Source organism: Roseovarius sp. CH_XMU1461, assembly GCF_037027165.1.
GTDB classification, from domain to species: domain Bacteria; phylum Pseudomonadota; class Alphaproteobacteria; order Rhodobacterales; family Rhodobacteraceae; genus Roseovarius; species Roseovarius nubinhibens.
The window spans coordinates 451,251-464,343 of the sequence record NZ_JAYMDV010000001.1; the positions used below are offsets into that span (position 1 = coordinate 451,251).

Genomic DNA, 13,093 nt, shown 5'->3' on the forward strand with positions numbered 1-13,093 from the left:
ATATGTAACCGATCTTCGCAGCGATAGCGCCCCGCGACAAAGCGATACAAACCCAGCCCCGCCGCCGATTGCCGTGCCGCGCGGCACCGACATATTGGACCTATCAGCAACACGAGCAGAAGGAGACCAACATGAAACGCAACCTGACAACAGGCCTGACCCTGATCGCCGCCCTCACCGCCGGCAGCGCGGCCCTGGCCAACACCGGCTATATCACCGGCCATCACATGAAACCCGACGCCAATGGCGCGGGCCATGCCACGGTGATGTCCGGCAACGGCTTTGCCACGCTCGACCTGAACCAAGACGGCAGTATAAGCCCGACCGAGTTCGACCAGCACCACGCCGCCATGTCGCAAGACCGGCCCCTGCCGCGCAGCAGCTCCGAACCGGGCCGCTTTCTCCCTGAGGCCGGCAACGATCGCTAAACGCGACCTACAGGCAAACACGCGGGCGGCTCTTCGCAGGGCCGCCCGTTTTGCCGTCCAGTATTCCTGACTTACTCGCTCTGCCGCCCGCCATGCAGCTCGCCCGCGGTGAGCACTGGCGAGGCATCGATATCCTGCGCATCGAGCATATCCGCCACCCGCTCGAGCGACGCCACAAGCTGCGCCTGCTCCCAATCGGCCAATTGCCCAAAGGCCCGGACATAGCGCTGCTGCAACGGATCGGGCGCATCGCGCAGCCGCCCGTGCCCCTGCGCGGTCACCACCACATTGGTCTGCCGCCGGTCGGTCTCGGAGGGCAGCCGCCGCACCAACCCCTGCGCCACCAGCTTGTCCACCAGCGCGGTTACGGTGGCCTGGCTGACCCCCATCTGCCCCGCCAGCGCCTTGGGCGTCACGCTGTCGGCCTTGTCGACGATCTGCAACACCCGCAGCTGCGCCGGGGTAAGCCCCACGCCCCGCGCCAGATCGCGCGCATAGAGCTCGGTCGCGCGCAAAATGCGCCGCAAGGCGATGAGGCTCTCGTCAAGCCGGTCTCTGGGTCTCGTATCCATAGACCATAAATGCACGAAAACCCCCTCTCCATCAACAATCCATTAACTTTGCCTAACTAAGTTTCCGTAAAGAGAAGGCAAGCGAAACCCTTAGAAATCCCCCTAAAACCACCCGCATTCCGGGCGATTTCTCCGCAAAACATGACAGTTCTACGAATTCTTTGCTTCGACTGTTGAAATATATGGGGGACTCATCTACTTAGCTTATCAAAAAATAAGAGAGGTACGACCGATGCCGAACGACACTGAAAGCAAGACCGACAGCAAGGCCCGAACGCCTGCGCCCCGCCTGCGCAAACCTGATGCGACGGACGGGGCCGATATCTGGGCACTGATCCAGGACTGCAAACCGCTCGATGAGAACTCGATGTATTGCAACCTGGTGCAGGCCGACCACTTTCGCGACACCTGCGTGCTGGCCGAAGTCGATGGCGACATCCTCGGCTGGGTCTCCGGCCATATGATCCCCGACCAAGACGCGCTCTTTGTCTGGCAGGTCGCCGTCAGCCCCCGCGCCCGCGGCATGGGCCTTGGCCGCAAGATGCTGTTCGAACTGCTCGAACGTGACGCCTGCGACGGCGCGACCGCTCTTAAGACCACCATCACCCGCGACAACGCGGCCTCCTGGGCCCTGTTTCGCAGCTTTGCCCGACAGCTCGGCGGCACGCTGAGCGATGCGCCTCATTTCGAACGCGAGGCGCATTTCGACGGGCATCACGACACCGAACATATGGTGACGATCACGCTGCCGCGCAGCCAATTGGCCCGCGCCGCCTGATCACCCCCCCACATCTCAGATTGAAAGGACGTCTCATGCCTAAGGACATGACCGACAACACGACTATTTTTGAACGCCGCGAGAGCGAAGCCCGCTCCTACTGCCGTGGCATGCCCGCCACCTTCGCCAGCGCCAGCGGCTCGCATCTGACCGATGCCGAGGGCAACAGCTGGATCGACTTTCTGGCAGGCTGCTCGTCTCTCAACTACGGCCATAACGACCCGGATATGAAATCGGCCCTGATCGACCATATCGCGGGCGACGGCATCGCCCATGGTCTCGACCTGCACACCAACACCAAGGCCGGGTTTCTCGAAGCGTTCGAGCGTCACATTCTCGAACCGCGCGACATGGACCACCGGGTGATGTTCACCGGCCCCACCGGCGCCAATGCCGTCGAAGCGGCGATGAAAATCGCCCGCAAGGTCACTGGCCGCGACAATATCATCGCCTTCACCAACGGCTTTCACGGGGTGACGCTGGGCGCGCTCGCGGCCACCGGCAACGCCTATCACCGCGGCGGCGCGGGGACCGAGCTCAAGGGCGTCACGCGCATGCCCTTCGACGGGTTCTTCCCCGGCGACACCGATACCGCCGATTTCGTCGAGGCGATGCTCAACGACAGCTCCGGCGGCGTTGACGCCCCGGCGGCGATCCTGCTCGAAACCGTGCAGGGCGAAGGCGGCCTCAATGCCGCGAGCCCCGACTGGCTGCGCCGCATCGCCAAGCTCGCCAAGGATCACGGCGCGCTCCTGATCATCGACGACATTCAGGCCGGCTGTGGCCGCTGCGGCGGCTTCTTCTCCTTCGAGAACATGGGCGTCACCCCCGACATCGTCACCATGGCAAAATCCGTCTCGGGCTTTGGCCTGCCGATGGCCATGGTGCTGGTCCGCCCGGAATACGACATCTTCGGCCCGGCCGAACATAATGGCACCTTCCGGGGCAACACCCACGCCTTTGTCACCGCCCGCGTCGCGATCGAGAAATTCTGGGCCGACGACAGCTTTGCCCGCGCTCTGGCCGAGAAGGAAACGCTGGTCCATGATGCGCTGGCCGACATTGCCGCCCTCATCCCCGACGCCCGCCTCAAGGGCCGTGGCATGATGCAGGGCGTCGATGTGGGTTCGGGCGATCTGGCGGGCGACATCTGTGCGCGCGCCTATGACAAGGGCCTGGTCATCGAAACCTCGGGCAGCGAGGACGAAGTGATCAAGGTGCTCGCCCCCCTCACCACCCCTGCGGAAACCTTCCGCAAAGGGTTCGACATCCTGCGCGAGGCCACCCAAGAGGCCCTCGCCGCACCCAATAAAATCGCAGCGGAGTAACAGACATGATCGTCAGAGATTTCAACAAGATCGTCGCCTCGGAACCCGACCGTGTGGTCACCGACGCGAAATGGAGCTCGGTCCGCATGCTGCTGGCCGACGACAACATGGGCTTTTCCTTCCACATCACCTTTCTCGAGGAAGGCTCGGAGCACACGTTCGAATACAAGAACCATTTCGAGAGCGTCTATTGCATGAAGGGCAAGGGCTCGATCACCGATCTGGCCACCGGCGAAACCCACGAGATCACGCCGGGCGTCATGTATGCGCTCGACAAACATGACCGCCACGTTCTGCGCGCCGAAGAAGAGCTGGTCATGGCCTGCTGCTTCAACCCGCCGGTCACCGGCAATGAGGTGCACCGCGAGGACGGCTCCTACGCCGCCCCCGACGAGCTGACAGAAGACGCCTGATAAAGGGCGCGCGCCACCACGGACACCGGGACGGATCACAGGAAAGGAGACGCAACATGAACAAAGTAAGTGACATCAAGAGTGACGCCAATGCGGACCTGTACCCGACCCGGCTCGCCACGGGCGAGGTCTGGCGCGACCGCGTCGATCCGGTGATCTGGGGCGACAAGACCCCCACCGATCACCTGACCCGCGACGATCTCGACCGCTACGAGCGGGACGGCTATCTGGTCAAACACGACCTCTTTGCCGATGACGAAGTTTCCGCACTGCTCGACGCCGCGCAGGATCTGCGCAATTCGGCCCCCGAACGGCTCGGCCCCAATGCGATCCGCGAACCGGGCTCGGGCGATCTGCGCACGCTGTTTCAGCTCGAGACCCATCACGATCTCTTTGACCGGCTGTCGCGCTCAGAACGGGTCGCGGGCATCGCCCGCCGCATCCTCAACGACGAGGTCTACCTGCATCAGTCGCGGCTCAATTACAAACCGGGTTTCACCGGCAAGGAATTCTACTGGCACTCGGATTTCGAGACCTGGCACGCCGAGGACGGGCTGCCCCGGATGCGCGCCCTCTCGGCCTCGGTCCTGCTCACCGACAATGACGCGCTCAACGGGCCCCTCATGCTGATGCCCGGCTCGCAGATGCATTACGTCGGCTGCCAAGGCGAAACGCCCGAGAACAACCACGAAACCTCTCTCAAGAAACAAGAAATCGGCACGCCCTCCCCCGAGGCGCTGGACTGGATGGCGAAGAAATTCGGCATCGATTACGCCGCGGGCAAGGCCGGGACCGTGATCTTCTTTGATTGCAACACGATCCACGGCTCGAACGGCAATATCACGCCCTTCCCGCGCTCCAACGCCTTCTTCGTCTTCAACGCCCTCTCGAACCAGCCCCGCGACCCTTTCGCGGCGGATGACCCGCGCCCCGAATATCTCGGCACCCGGTCCGAGATCGCGGCGCTGCGGATCGAGGACGCGCCGCTCACATAGGACAGACAGATGACCGACACGACACGACAGACCCACACGGTCGAGAAAATCGGCGGGACCTCCATGTCCCGCCTCCGCGAACTGCGCGACACGCTGCTCATCGGCACCCGCAAACCCACCGATCTCTACAACCGCGTCTTCGTGGTCTCGGCCTTTGGCGGCATCACCAACCTGCTGCTCGAACACAAGAAATCGGGCGAGCCGGGGGTCTATGCCTCCTTCGCCAATGACGACACCGCGCATCGCTGGCATGATCAGCTCGACCGCGTGGCGGACGCTATGAAAGAGGCCCATGCCGCCATTCTCGACCACAAGGCCGATCTACTCGAGGCCGACCGTTTCGTCGACGAACGCATCCACGGCGCCCGCGGCTGCCTGATCGACCTGCAACGGCTCTGCGCCTATGGCCATTTCCGCCTCGATCAGCATATGGGCCAGACCCGCGAACTGCTCTCCGGTCTGGGCGAGGCGCATTCCGCCTTCACCACCACCCTTTTGCTGCAACGCGCCGGGGTGAACGCGCGGTTTGTCGATCTCTCGGGCTGGCGCGACGAAGGCAATGCCTCGCTCGACGAACGCATCCGCGACGCCTTTGCCGGCATCGATCCGGCGAGCGAAATGCCCATCGTCACCGGCTATGCGCAATGCGCCGAAGGCCTGATGGGCGAATATGACCGGGGCTATTCCGAGGTCACATTCTCGCGGCTCGCCGCCCTGACACAGGCGCGCGAGGCGATCATCCACAAGGAGTTCCACCTCTCCTCCTGCGATCCCAACCTCGTCGGCCCTGACGCCGTGCGCAAGCTTGGCCGCACCAATCACGACGTCGCCGATCAGCTCTCCAACCTCGGGATGGAGGCGATCCACCCCAAGGCCGCCAAGACCCTGCGTCAGGCCGGCGTGCCGCTGCGCGTGACCAACGCCTTTGAACCGGACGACCCCGGCACGCTCATCGACGACCTGCCCGCCGACAGCGCCGCCGTCGAAATCGTCACCGGGCTCGACATCGTGAGCCTTGAGGTCTTCGAACAGGATATGGTCGGCGTCAAAGGCTATGACGCGGCCATTCTCGACGTGCTGGCGCGGCACAATGTGCGCATCGTCTCCAAGGTCTCGAACGCCAACACGATCACCCATTATCTCGACGGCTCGCTGAAAACGCTGCGCCGCGTGGAAAAGGATCTGGCAACGCTCTACCCTGCCGCCGAAATCACCACCCGCCGCCTGTCGCTGGTCGCCGCCGTGGGCCGCGATCTCTCGGGCCTCTCGGTGCTGACCCGCGGGCTGCAGGCCATCGCCGCCGCCGGGCTCGAGGCCATCGGTGCCACCCAAGGTCCGCGCAATGTCGATGTGCAATTCATCCTCGACCGCGACGATATGGAGCCCGCCATTCGCGCCCTCCATGGCGCGCTGATCGAAAAACCTCGGGCCCAGAGCGCACCCCAAGAGCTCTCGCACGCCGCCTGATCCTCTGGCCGCGCCTCCCCGGGCGCGGTCATCCACGCCAGCCCTGATGAGAAGGGCTTGAGATAGAGGCGTAGAAATGCCCAAATAGGCGCATCCATCTCATCTCACAGGGCGCACCCCCCATGAAAATCGGCCGCAAATGGGTCTCGCTCAACGCGCTGCAAACCTTCGAGGCGGCCGCCCGTCACGAACATATGGGCCGCGCCGCCGCAGAGCTCAACGTCACCCAAAGCGCGGTGAGCCATCAGGTCCGCGCCCTCGAAACCGCCCTGGGCATCGCGCTCTTTGACCGGCGCGGGCGGCGGATCGAACTGAACGCCGCGGGCGAACGGCTCTTGCAATCCATTCAATCCGGCTTCGACGAAATCTCCGCCACTGCGCTCTCGCTCACCGCCGATCGCTACGCCGGTCAGGTGTCGCTGGCGGTGCCGGTCTCGCTCATGGTGGAATGGCTCAACCCGAAACTGGCCGAGTTTCTCGACCTCTACCCCAACCTCACCCTCCGGTTGAGCTATTCCGACCGCGCCATGACCCTGCTGCCCGCCGATGTGGACATGGCCATCGTCTTCTCCGCCCATGTCTTTCCGGGCTTCCGCGTGACCCCCTTCATGCAGACCGAGATCTTCCCCGTCTGCGCCCCCGAACTGGCCCGTGGCGGGCTGCCGCTCGATCCCGCAATCCTGCGCAAATCGACGATCATCCATGAGGACAATGGCGAGACTTGGGCGCATTGGTTCGCCCATCGCGGGCTCGAACAATTCCGCCCCTCCCGCGACATCTACGCAGGCTCGCATCACGACGCCATGGCCTTTGCCCGGCGCGGCGCGGGCTTTGCCATGTCCGACTGGTTTCTCGGCGGCGCGACATTGCGGGCGGGCGGGCTGGTCCAGGCCTTCGGCCCCGGCACGATGAAAACCGACGGCTATTTCCTCGTGACCCGCACCACCGCCACCCCCGACAGCGCCGCCACCGCCCTCGCCGATTGGCTCCTGCGCGAAGTCTCCCGCGCCACCGAGGCCCAGCCCTAGATTTACCCCCCGGCCCCCGCCGCCTGCGGCAAGAGATAGGGCACCGCGCCCACCGGCGGCGTGTTGAGCCTGAGCCGACAGCCATAGGCCGCGCTCAGCACCTCATCACAGAGCACCTCGCCCGGCGTCCCCTCGGCCCGCACCTCGCCCCGCGCCAGCAACAGCACGCGATCCGCGAACATCGCCGTGAGGTTGAGATCATGCATCACCGTGATCACCCCGCCACCGCCATCGGCATAGTCCCGCGCCACCTGCATGATGCTGAGCTGATGACCGATATCGAGGCTCGCCACCGGCTCATCAAGGAAGAGCCAATTGGCCGCCCCCGCCCGCACCGGCTGCCAGACCTGACAGAGCACCCGCGCCAATTGCACCCGCTGCTGTTCGCCGCCCGACAGCGCCTGATAGCGCCGCGCGCCAAAGCCCGAGAGCCCCACCGCCGCCAGCGCCCGCGCCCCAAGCCCCGGATCACCGGCCGACAGCCCCGACATCAACCCGATGCGCACCACCTCATCCACCGTGAAGGGAAAGGCCAGATGCGAGGCCTGCGGCAACACCCCGCGCCGCATCGCCATCCGCGCCGCATGCTCCGGCCCCACCGGCTCGCCGCCAAGATGCACCTGCCCCGCATCGGGCCTGAGCTCGCCGGTCAGCACCCGCATCAGCGTCGTCTTGCCCGACCCATTCGGCCCGACAATCGCAGTGACCTCACCTGCCCGCGCCGTGAGACCCACCGCCCGCAGCAGAGGCCGCCCGCCGATCTCGACATCAATCTGCCGCGCCTCGACACTCATAGCCCCATCACCCCGCGACTGCGCAGCAAGATCCAGAGGAAGACCGGCGCGCCAATCAGCGCCGTCACGATCCCGATGGGCAATTCCGCCGGGCCGATCACCACCCGCGCGATCACATCCGCCCACAAGAGCAGCGCCGCGCCCAGAAGCGCCGCATTGATCAAGAGCGGCCCGTGATCCGGCCCCGTCGCCAGCCGCAGCAGATGCGGCACCACGATTCCGATGAACCCGATCACCCCGGTCATCGCCACCGCCGCGCCCGTGGCCACCGCCACCGTCAGCACCGCCAGCCGCTTGATCCGCTGCACCGGAATGCCGAGATGCAGCGCCGTCGCCTCGCCAAGGCTCAGCGCGTTGAGCGCCCGCCCGAGGCCGAGCGCACCGGCCACCGACAGGATCAACAGCGGCGCCACCGCCCCGAGCTTGGCCCAGCTCGCACCGCCGAGCGACCCGAGCTGCCAGAAGGTGATGTCGCGCAGCTGCTGGTCATCGGCCATATAGATGAGAAGCCCCATCCCCGCCGCCGCCAGCGCCCCGAGCGCGATCCCGGCCAAGAGCATCGTCGCCACCGAGGTCTGCCCGCCCCGGGTCGCCACCACGTAAAGAAGGCTCACCGCCGCCCAGCTCCCGAGGCAGGCCGCGACCGGTACAAGGTACTGACCGAATACCGTCGCAATACCGACGGGAAGCAGCCCCCCCAAAACGATGGCACTCACCGCCCCAAAGGCCGCGCCGCTGCTCACGCCGACGATGCCCGGATCGGCCAGCGGATTGCGAAACAGCCCCTGCATCACCGTGCCCGACACCGCCAGCGCCGCCCCGACCAAGAGGCCCAGACCGGTGCGCGGCGCACGAATATCCCACAAGATCACCCGCTCCATCTGGCTGATCTCGGCGCCGCTCAGCGCCCGCCAGACCCCCTGCCAGAGCGACGTGCCCGAGGCCCCGATGGCAAGGCTCGCAAGGCAGGACCCGAGCAGCAACAACCCCAGCCACAGATGCGCCCTGCGCGCCCGTGATTGGCGCAACCCGTTGAGGATCATGCCATTTTCCGTGGCCGCCACCATGACGTTAGCCCCCGTAGAGCGCGTGGTTGAGGTCCCGCACCGCCGCGCCGACCCGCGGACCAAAGCCCAAGAGCCGCAGCCCGTCCATCCGGATCACCGCGCCGCTCTCAGCAGCCGGCGTCGGCTGAAACGCCGGCAGCGCCAAAAGCTCTTGTGCCGCCATGTCATGATCCCCGCCGCGATCCATCATGAGGATCACATCCGGCCGCGCGAGGCTCACCGCCTCATCGGTCAAGGGCTTGTAGCCACTGAACCCGCTCACCGCATTGACCCCACCGGCCAGCTCGATCACCGCCTGCGCCGCCGTCTCATCACCCCCCGCCATGATCCGCCCGCCTTGCGCCGACAGCACGAAAAGCACCCGTTTCGGCGCGTCGCCGGCCCCGGATTTCGCCGCCTCTGCAGCGGCGTCCAGCGTCGCCAAAACCTCGCCCGCCAGCGCCTCGGCCTCTGCCTCACGGCCCAGCGCCGCGCCGACCATCTCGATCCGCTTCACCGTCATGTCGCGGCTAAACCCTTCGGGCAGCTCGATATAATCGACATCCGCCGCCTTGAGTAGCGCCACCACCTCGGGCGGGCCCGCGCCCTCTTCGGCAAGGATGAGATCGGGGGCCATCGACAGAACCCCCTCCGCCGACAACGCCCGGACATAGCCCACATCCGGCAGGCTCAGCGCCTCGGGCGGATGGTTCGACGTGGTGTCTCTTGCCACCAGCCGCGCCCCCGCACCCAGCGCATAAACTATCTCGGTCGCCGTGCCGCCAAGCGTCACGATCCGCTCTGATTCTGAGGCCGCCTCTGCTGCAGCTTCTGCCCGCAGCCCGGCCCCGAGGCCAATCACTGCCGCCGTCAGCCCAAGCAACGCGCCCCGTCGTGTGAACCCCCCGCGCATCATGCCACCTCCTCGGCCAGACCGGGCAGCCCCGCCACGAGACTGCGCCAGGCCGGACGGCTGTCCCGCCCTTCCTTCCCCACGCCAAAGATCTGCAGGATGAGCCCACCCTCGGCATCGAACGCCTCAAGCGACACCGCCGGGCCGCGCTGCGTCGGCTTGTCCACCGCCCAGACCTCGGCAATATGATCGAGCCGCAGATGCAGGTTGAACCGCGGGTCCATCACATTCTGCCACGGCCCCATGGGCTTGAGCGTCTGGATCGGCCCGGAATGGATCTGAATACAGCCCCGGTTGCCGACAAAGATCATCACCTCAAACCCCTCTTCCGACACCTCTTGCAACGCCACATCGACCGCCTCCGGGGCCAGCGCCCGCACAAATGGCGCACCGGCAATCCGGTAGGCCCCGAGCCGGTTCATCCGCAGCTTCGACGTGAGCCGCAGGAACTGATGCGTGTCGGTCATCCGCGCCCATTCCTTGCGCAGAATGTCGAGCTTGGCCGGCTCCGACTTTGCCACTTCGGTGGGCTGACGCGCCGCCAGCTCGATCTGCGGCGACTGATCCGCCAGCGCCAGCCGCGCCTTGAGCCCATCCCAGGCCCCGACGGTCGAACTCTCGCGCAGATGGATCTTGTGCACCGCATCCCCGGCCGCATCAAAGACCTGGATGCTGCGCCGCAGCCCCAGCTCGCTCTCGCGCTCGACCATGAACCCATGGCACCAATGCAACGGGAACATCCGCATGTCGATCTCGTCGCCGAGAACCATCGAGGCATGCTGGCCCGACCGGTAATTCTCATAGCGCCCGACGCGCTCATGCACACAGCTCTCGTTACGGGTCAGCGCCATCACCTCGCCAAGCTCTCCGGCCGCCCCCATCACCGCATCGGGATGCGGGTCGATCCGCGTCACCCCCGCGCCGCAATCCGCCGCGACGAGCCGCGACTCGGTGATGCCCAGCCGCGCCGCCAGATCGCGGTCGCGCAGTTTCGCATGCTCCGCACGCGCGGCACGGATCTCTTCAGGGGTCGGGGTCGGCATCAAATCAGCCATGTTCACCTCGTGGAAATTGGGGGTCCATGGCTGCACCGCACCCGGGTCTCGGGCGCGACGTGGCTTCCGGCGATTTTGCTGCCGGATAATTCTTGACAGTTTTAGTCTGAAAAACTAAGGCCACACAAGAGCCTTTTCTCACACCTCTGAAAACTCGCCGCGCAAGCCCTCCGCAAGCCACTCGGCCAATAACGCCCACTGGCACAACGGAAGGACAAACCATGACGCGACATGCGCGACACACACTCTTGGGAACCACGGCGCTGAGCCTGATCCTCGCAGCCGCCCCCGCCCTCGCACAAGAGGCAGGCGACGGCTTTCTCGGCACCCTCTCGCTCGGCAAGAGCAAACGCGATGTGGCCACCGACACCGCCACCGCCGTGACCGAAATCGACAGCCGCGAAATCGCCGACCGGCAGGCCGGGACCATGGCCGAACTCATCGATTCCGTCCCGGGCGTCACCCTCGTCAACGGCGCCACGGCACAGGGCTCGGGCATCAACATCCGGGGCTACGGCGCCAACAGCACCTATGGCACCGATCAAAAGGTACTCATTCAGGTCGATGGCGTCACCCGCGGCAGCGAAGAGCTCTACCGCATCGGCAATCAGCTCTTCACCGATCCCGCCCTCTACAAAGAGGTCGAAGTGATCCGGGGCACCGTCGGCTCGTTTGAATATGGCTCGGGCGTCGTCGGCGGCGTGGTGCGGCTCGAGACCAAGGACGCCTCGGATTTCACCGGCGGCACCCCCGGCTTTGCCTATCGCCAGACCTTCGAGTTTCAATCCAACGGCGCCGGCCTCACCGCCTCGAGCATCCTCGCCTGGCAGCCCACCGAGAAGCTCGAATTCCTGCTCAGCCACACCCGCCGCACCCTTGGCACCCAGAGCGATGGCGATGGCAATCTGATCAACCCCGCCGCCAATGATGTCGACGATCCCTCCTGGCTCGCCAAGGCCCGGCTCACCTTTGGCGACAATGACGAACATAGCCTGACCGCCTCGTACACCAGCACCGAGAGCACCGAATATGACGTGCCCTACGACAGTTTCGGCACCACCACTTTCGGCAATGTCGACCGCGAGGTGAACAGCGAAACCTTCATGCTGCGCTATGGCTACAACCCGCTCGGCAATGACCTGATCGACCTCACGGCGCAGCTCTCCTATGCCAATGAGGAAATCCTGCAAACCGCAGTGATCCCCGGCAACCCGCTGCTCGACGCCGATCATCAATATGAAACGACCACCCTGACGCTCAAGAACCGCGCGCGGTTTGACACTGGCGCGCTTGGCCATTCGCTCGTCACCGGGGTCGAGCTTATCAACCGCAAACGGCTCAACGCCTCCTCGGCCCCGGGCGGCGAAGACGACCGCTGGGCGGTCTTCGCGGTGGATGAGATCCAGATCGGCGAGGCCTGGACCGTGACCCCGGCCCTGCGCTACGAAAGCTCGACGATCCAGGGCTCCACCGCCCCCAATGACGGGCGCTACAGCAATGACGCGCTGATGGGTGGCCTGTCGCTGCGCTATGCCTTCGGCAATGGCTGGTCCGTCTTCGGCAGCGCCGCCTATACCGAGGTCCTGCCGCCCATCGACGATCTCGACAACATCGCCCGCGTGACCCAGAGCGAGAAATCCCGCACCTATGAAATCGGTGCCGCCTATGAGCGCCGCGATGCCTTCCGCGCGGGTGACAGCCTGTCGTTCAAGATCAACGCCTATGACACCAAGCTCTGGGATGTGACCTCCTTCGTCTCGACCACCATCGTCGGCGGTATCCCGGTCTTTACCGATCTGGACGAGATCAACACCCAAGGCATCGAGATCGAGGCCTCCTACGCGCTGGAAAACGGCCTCTATATGGATGCCAATCTCAACATCGCCGATGGCTCGGAAACCACCGCCGCCCAGATCGAACAGGACTGGCGCAATCTGGCCGCCAATTCCGCGCGCCTGACCCTCGGCAAGAAGATCGGCGAAACCTATGACTTTAGCTGGGAAGCCGTCGCCGCCGATGACATCACCGTCAATGGCGTGCGCTCCTCGGGCTATGTGACGCATAACCTGCGCGCCACCATCGCCCCGCAGAGCGGTGTCTGGGCCGGGACCGAGTTCCGCATCGGTGTCGAAAACCTCTTCGACAAACAATATCAGCCGCATCTCTCGACCCGCGCCGCCACCGGCCGCAACGTCAAGCTGACGCTGGCCAAGACCTTCTAAGCAGAAGCAAACCGGCAAAACGCCGGACAAGGAATGTGTCCCTTTTTTGCGCGG

General features: G+C 65.1%; 13 protein-coding genes. 8 read left to right on the forward strand and 5 right to left on the reverse strand.

Annotated features, from left to right (window positions below):
• Nucleotides 1-131 precede the first annotated feature (131 nt).
• Nucleotides 132-428: a hypothetical protein gene (locus tag WA237_RS02180; protein WP_336096510.1), complete on the forward strand. Its 297-nt coding sequence runs from the start codon at nt 132-134 to the stop codon at nt 426-428.
• A gap of 71 nt (nt 429-499) precedes the next feature.
• On the opposite strand, the gene WA237_RS02185 is transcribed toward WA237_RS02180, so the two are convergent.
• Nucleotides 500-1,000, reverse strand: coding sequence for a MarR family winged helix-turn-helix transcriptional regulator (locus WA237_RS02185; RefSeq protein ID WP_009812860.1), 501 nt, complete (start codon nt 998-1,000; stop codon nt 500-502).
• A 232-nt stretch (nt 1,001-1,232) separates the two neighbouring features.
• Here WA237_RS02185 and ectA point away from each other — a divergent pair, with 232 nt between their 5' ends.
• The 6 genes from ectA to WA237_RS02215 all read left to right on the forward strand — a co-directional run bounded on the left by ectA (nt 1,233) and on the right by WA237_RS02215 (nt 7,009).
• Entirely contained in the window at nt 1,233-1,778 is a 546-nt protein-coding gene (gene ectA, locus WA237_RS02190; protein ID WP_009812861.1) for a diaminobutyrate acetyltransferase, read from the forward strand.
• 35 nt (nt 1,779-1,813) lie between these two features.
• Nucleotides 1,814-3,106: a diaminobutyrate--2-oxoglutarate transaminase gene (gene ectB, locus WA237_RS02195; RefSeq protein ID WP_040617841.1), complete on the forward strand. Its 1,293-nt coding sequence runs from the start codon at nt 1,814-1,816 to the stop codon at nt 3,104-3,106.
• Between the two features lie 5 nt (nt 3,107-3,111).
• Nucleotides 3,112-3,519 carry an ectoine synthase gene (locus tag WA237_RS02200; protein WP_009812863.1) on the forward strand — a complete coding sequence of 136 codons (408 nt, stop codon included), beginning with the start codon at nt 3,112-3,114 and terminating at the stop codon, nt 3,517-3,519.
• A 56-nt stretch (nt 3,520-3,575) separates the two neighbouring features.
• Nucleotides 3,576-4,514, forward strand: a complete 939-nt coding sequence (gene thpD / locus WA237_RS02205) for an ectoine hydroxylase (protein WP_336096511.1) — start codon at nt 3,576-3,578, stop codon at nt 4,512-4,514.
• 9 nt (nt 4,515-4,523) lie between these two features.
• Nucleotides 4,524-5,981, forward strand: a complete 1,458-nt coding sequence (locus WA237_RS02210; RefSeq protein ID WP_336096512.1) for an aspartate kinase — start codon at nt 4,524-4,526, stop codon at nt 5,979-5,981.
• A gap of 122 nt (nt 5,982-6,103) precedes the next feature.
• Nucleotides 6,104-7,009 carry a LysR substrate-binding domain-containing protein gene (locus WA237_RS02215; RefSeq protein ID WP_009812866.1) on the forward strand — a complete coding sequence of 302 codons (906 nt, stop codon included), beginning with the start codon at nt 6,104-6,106 and terminating at the stop codon, nt 7,007-7,009.
• 2 nt (nt 7,010-7,011) lie between these two features.
• Here WA237_RS02215 and WA237_RS02220 read toward each other — a convergent pair whose 3' ends face one another.
• Genes WA237_RS02220 through WA237_RS02235 form a run of 4 tightly spaced genes read right to left on the reverse strand, consistent with a single transcriptional unit; the run spans nt 7,012 to nt 10,817 of the window.
• Nucleotides 7,012-7,803 (reverse strand): heme ABC transporter ATP-binding protein, encoded by a 792-nt coding sequence (locus WA237_RS02220; protein WP_336096513.1) that lies wholly within the window; start codon nt 7,801-7,803, stop codon nt 7,012-7,014.
• On the reverse strand, nt 7,800-8,870 hold the full coding sequence (locus tag WA237_RS02225; RefSeq protein ID WP_336096514.1) for a FecCD family ABC transporter permease: 1,071 nt from the start codon (nt 8,868-8,870) through the stop codon (nt 7,800-7,802). Before WA237_RS02225 ends, WA237_RS02220 begins: the two co-directional genes overlap by 4 nt.
• A 4-nt stretch (nt 8,871-8,874) precedes the next feature.
• The gene (locus WA237_RS02230; RefSeq protein ID WP_336096515.1) at nt 8,875-9,765 is read right to left on the reverse strand and encodes a heme/hemin ABC transporter substrate-binding protein; all 891 of its coding nucleotides are present in this window, start codon (nt 9,763-9,765) and stop codon (nt 8,875-8,877) included.
• On the reverse strand, nt 9,762-10,817 hold the full coding sequence (locus WA237_RS02235; RefSeq protein WP_336096516.1) for a hemin-degrading factor: 1,056 nt from the start codon (nt 10,815-10,817) through the stop codon (nt 9,762-9,764). The genes WA237_RS02230 and WA237_RS02235 overlap by 4 nt, the downstream gene beginning before the upstream one ends.
• A gap of 221 nt (nt 10,818-11,038) precedes the next feature.
• Here WA237_RS02235 and WA237_RS02240 point away from each other — a divergent pair, with 221 nt between their 5' ends.
• Nucleotides 11,039-13,039 carry a TonB-dependent receptor domain-containing protein gene (locus WA237_RS02240; protein WP_336096517.1) on the forward strand — a complete coding sequence of 667 codons (2,001 nt, stop codon included), beginning with the start codon at nt 11,039-11,041 and terminating at the stop codon, nt 13,037-13,039.
• Nucleotides 13,040-13,093: the final 54 nt, after the last annotated feature.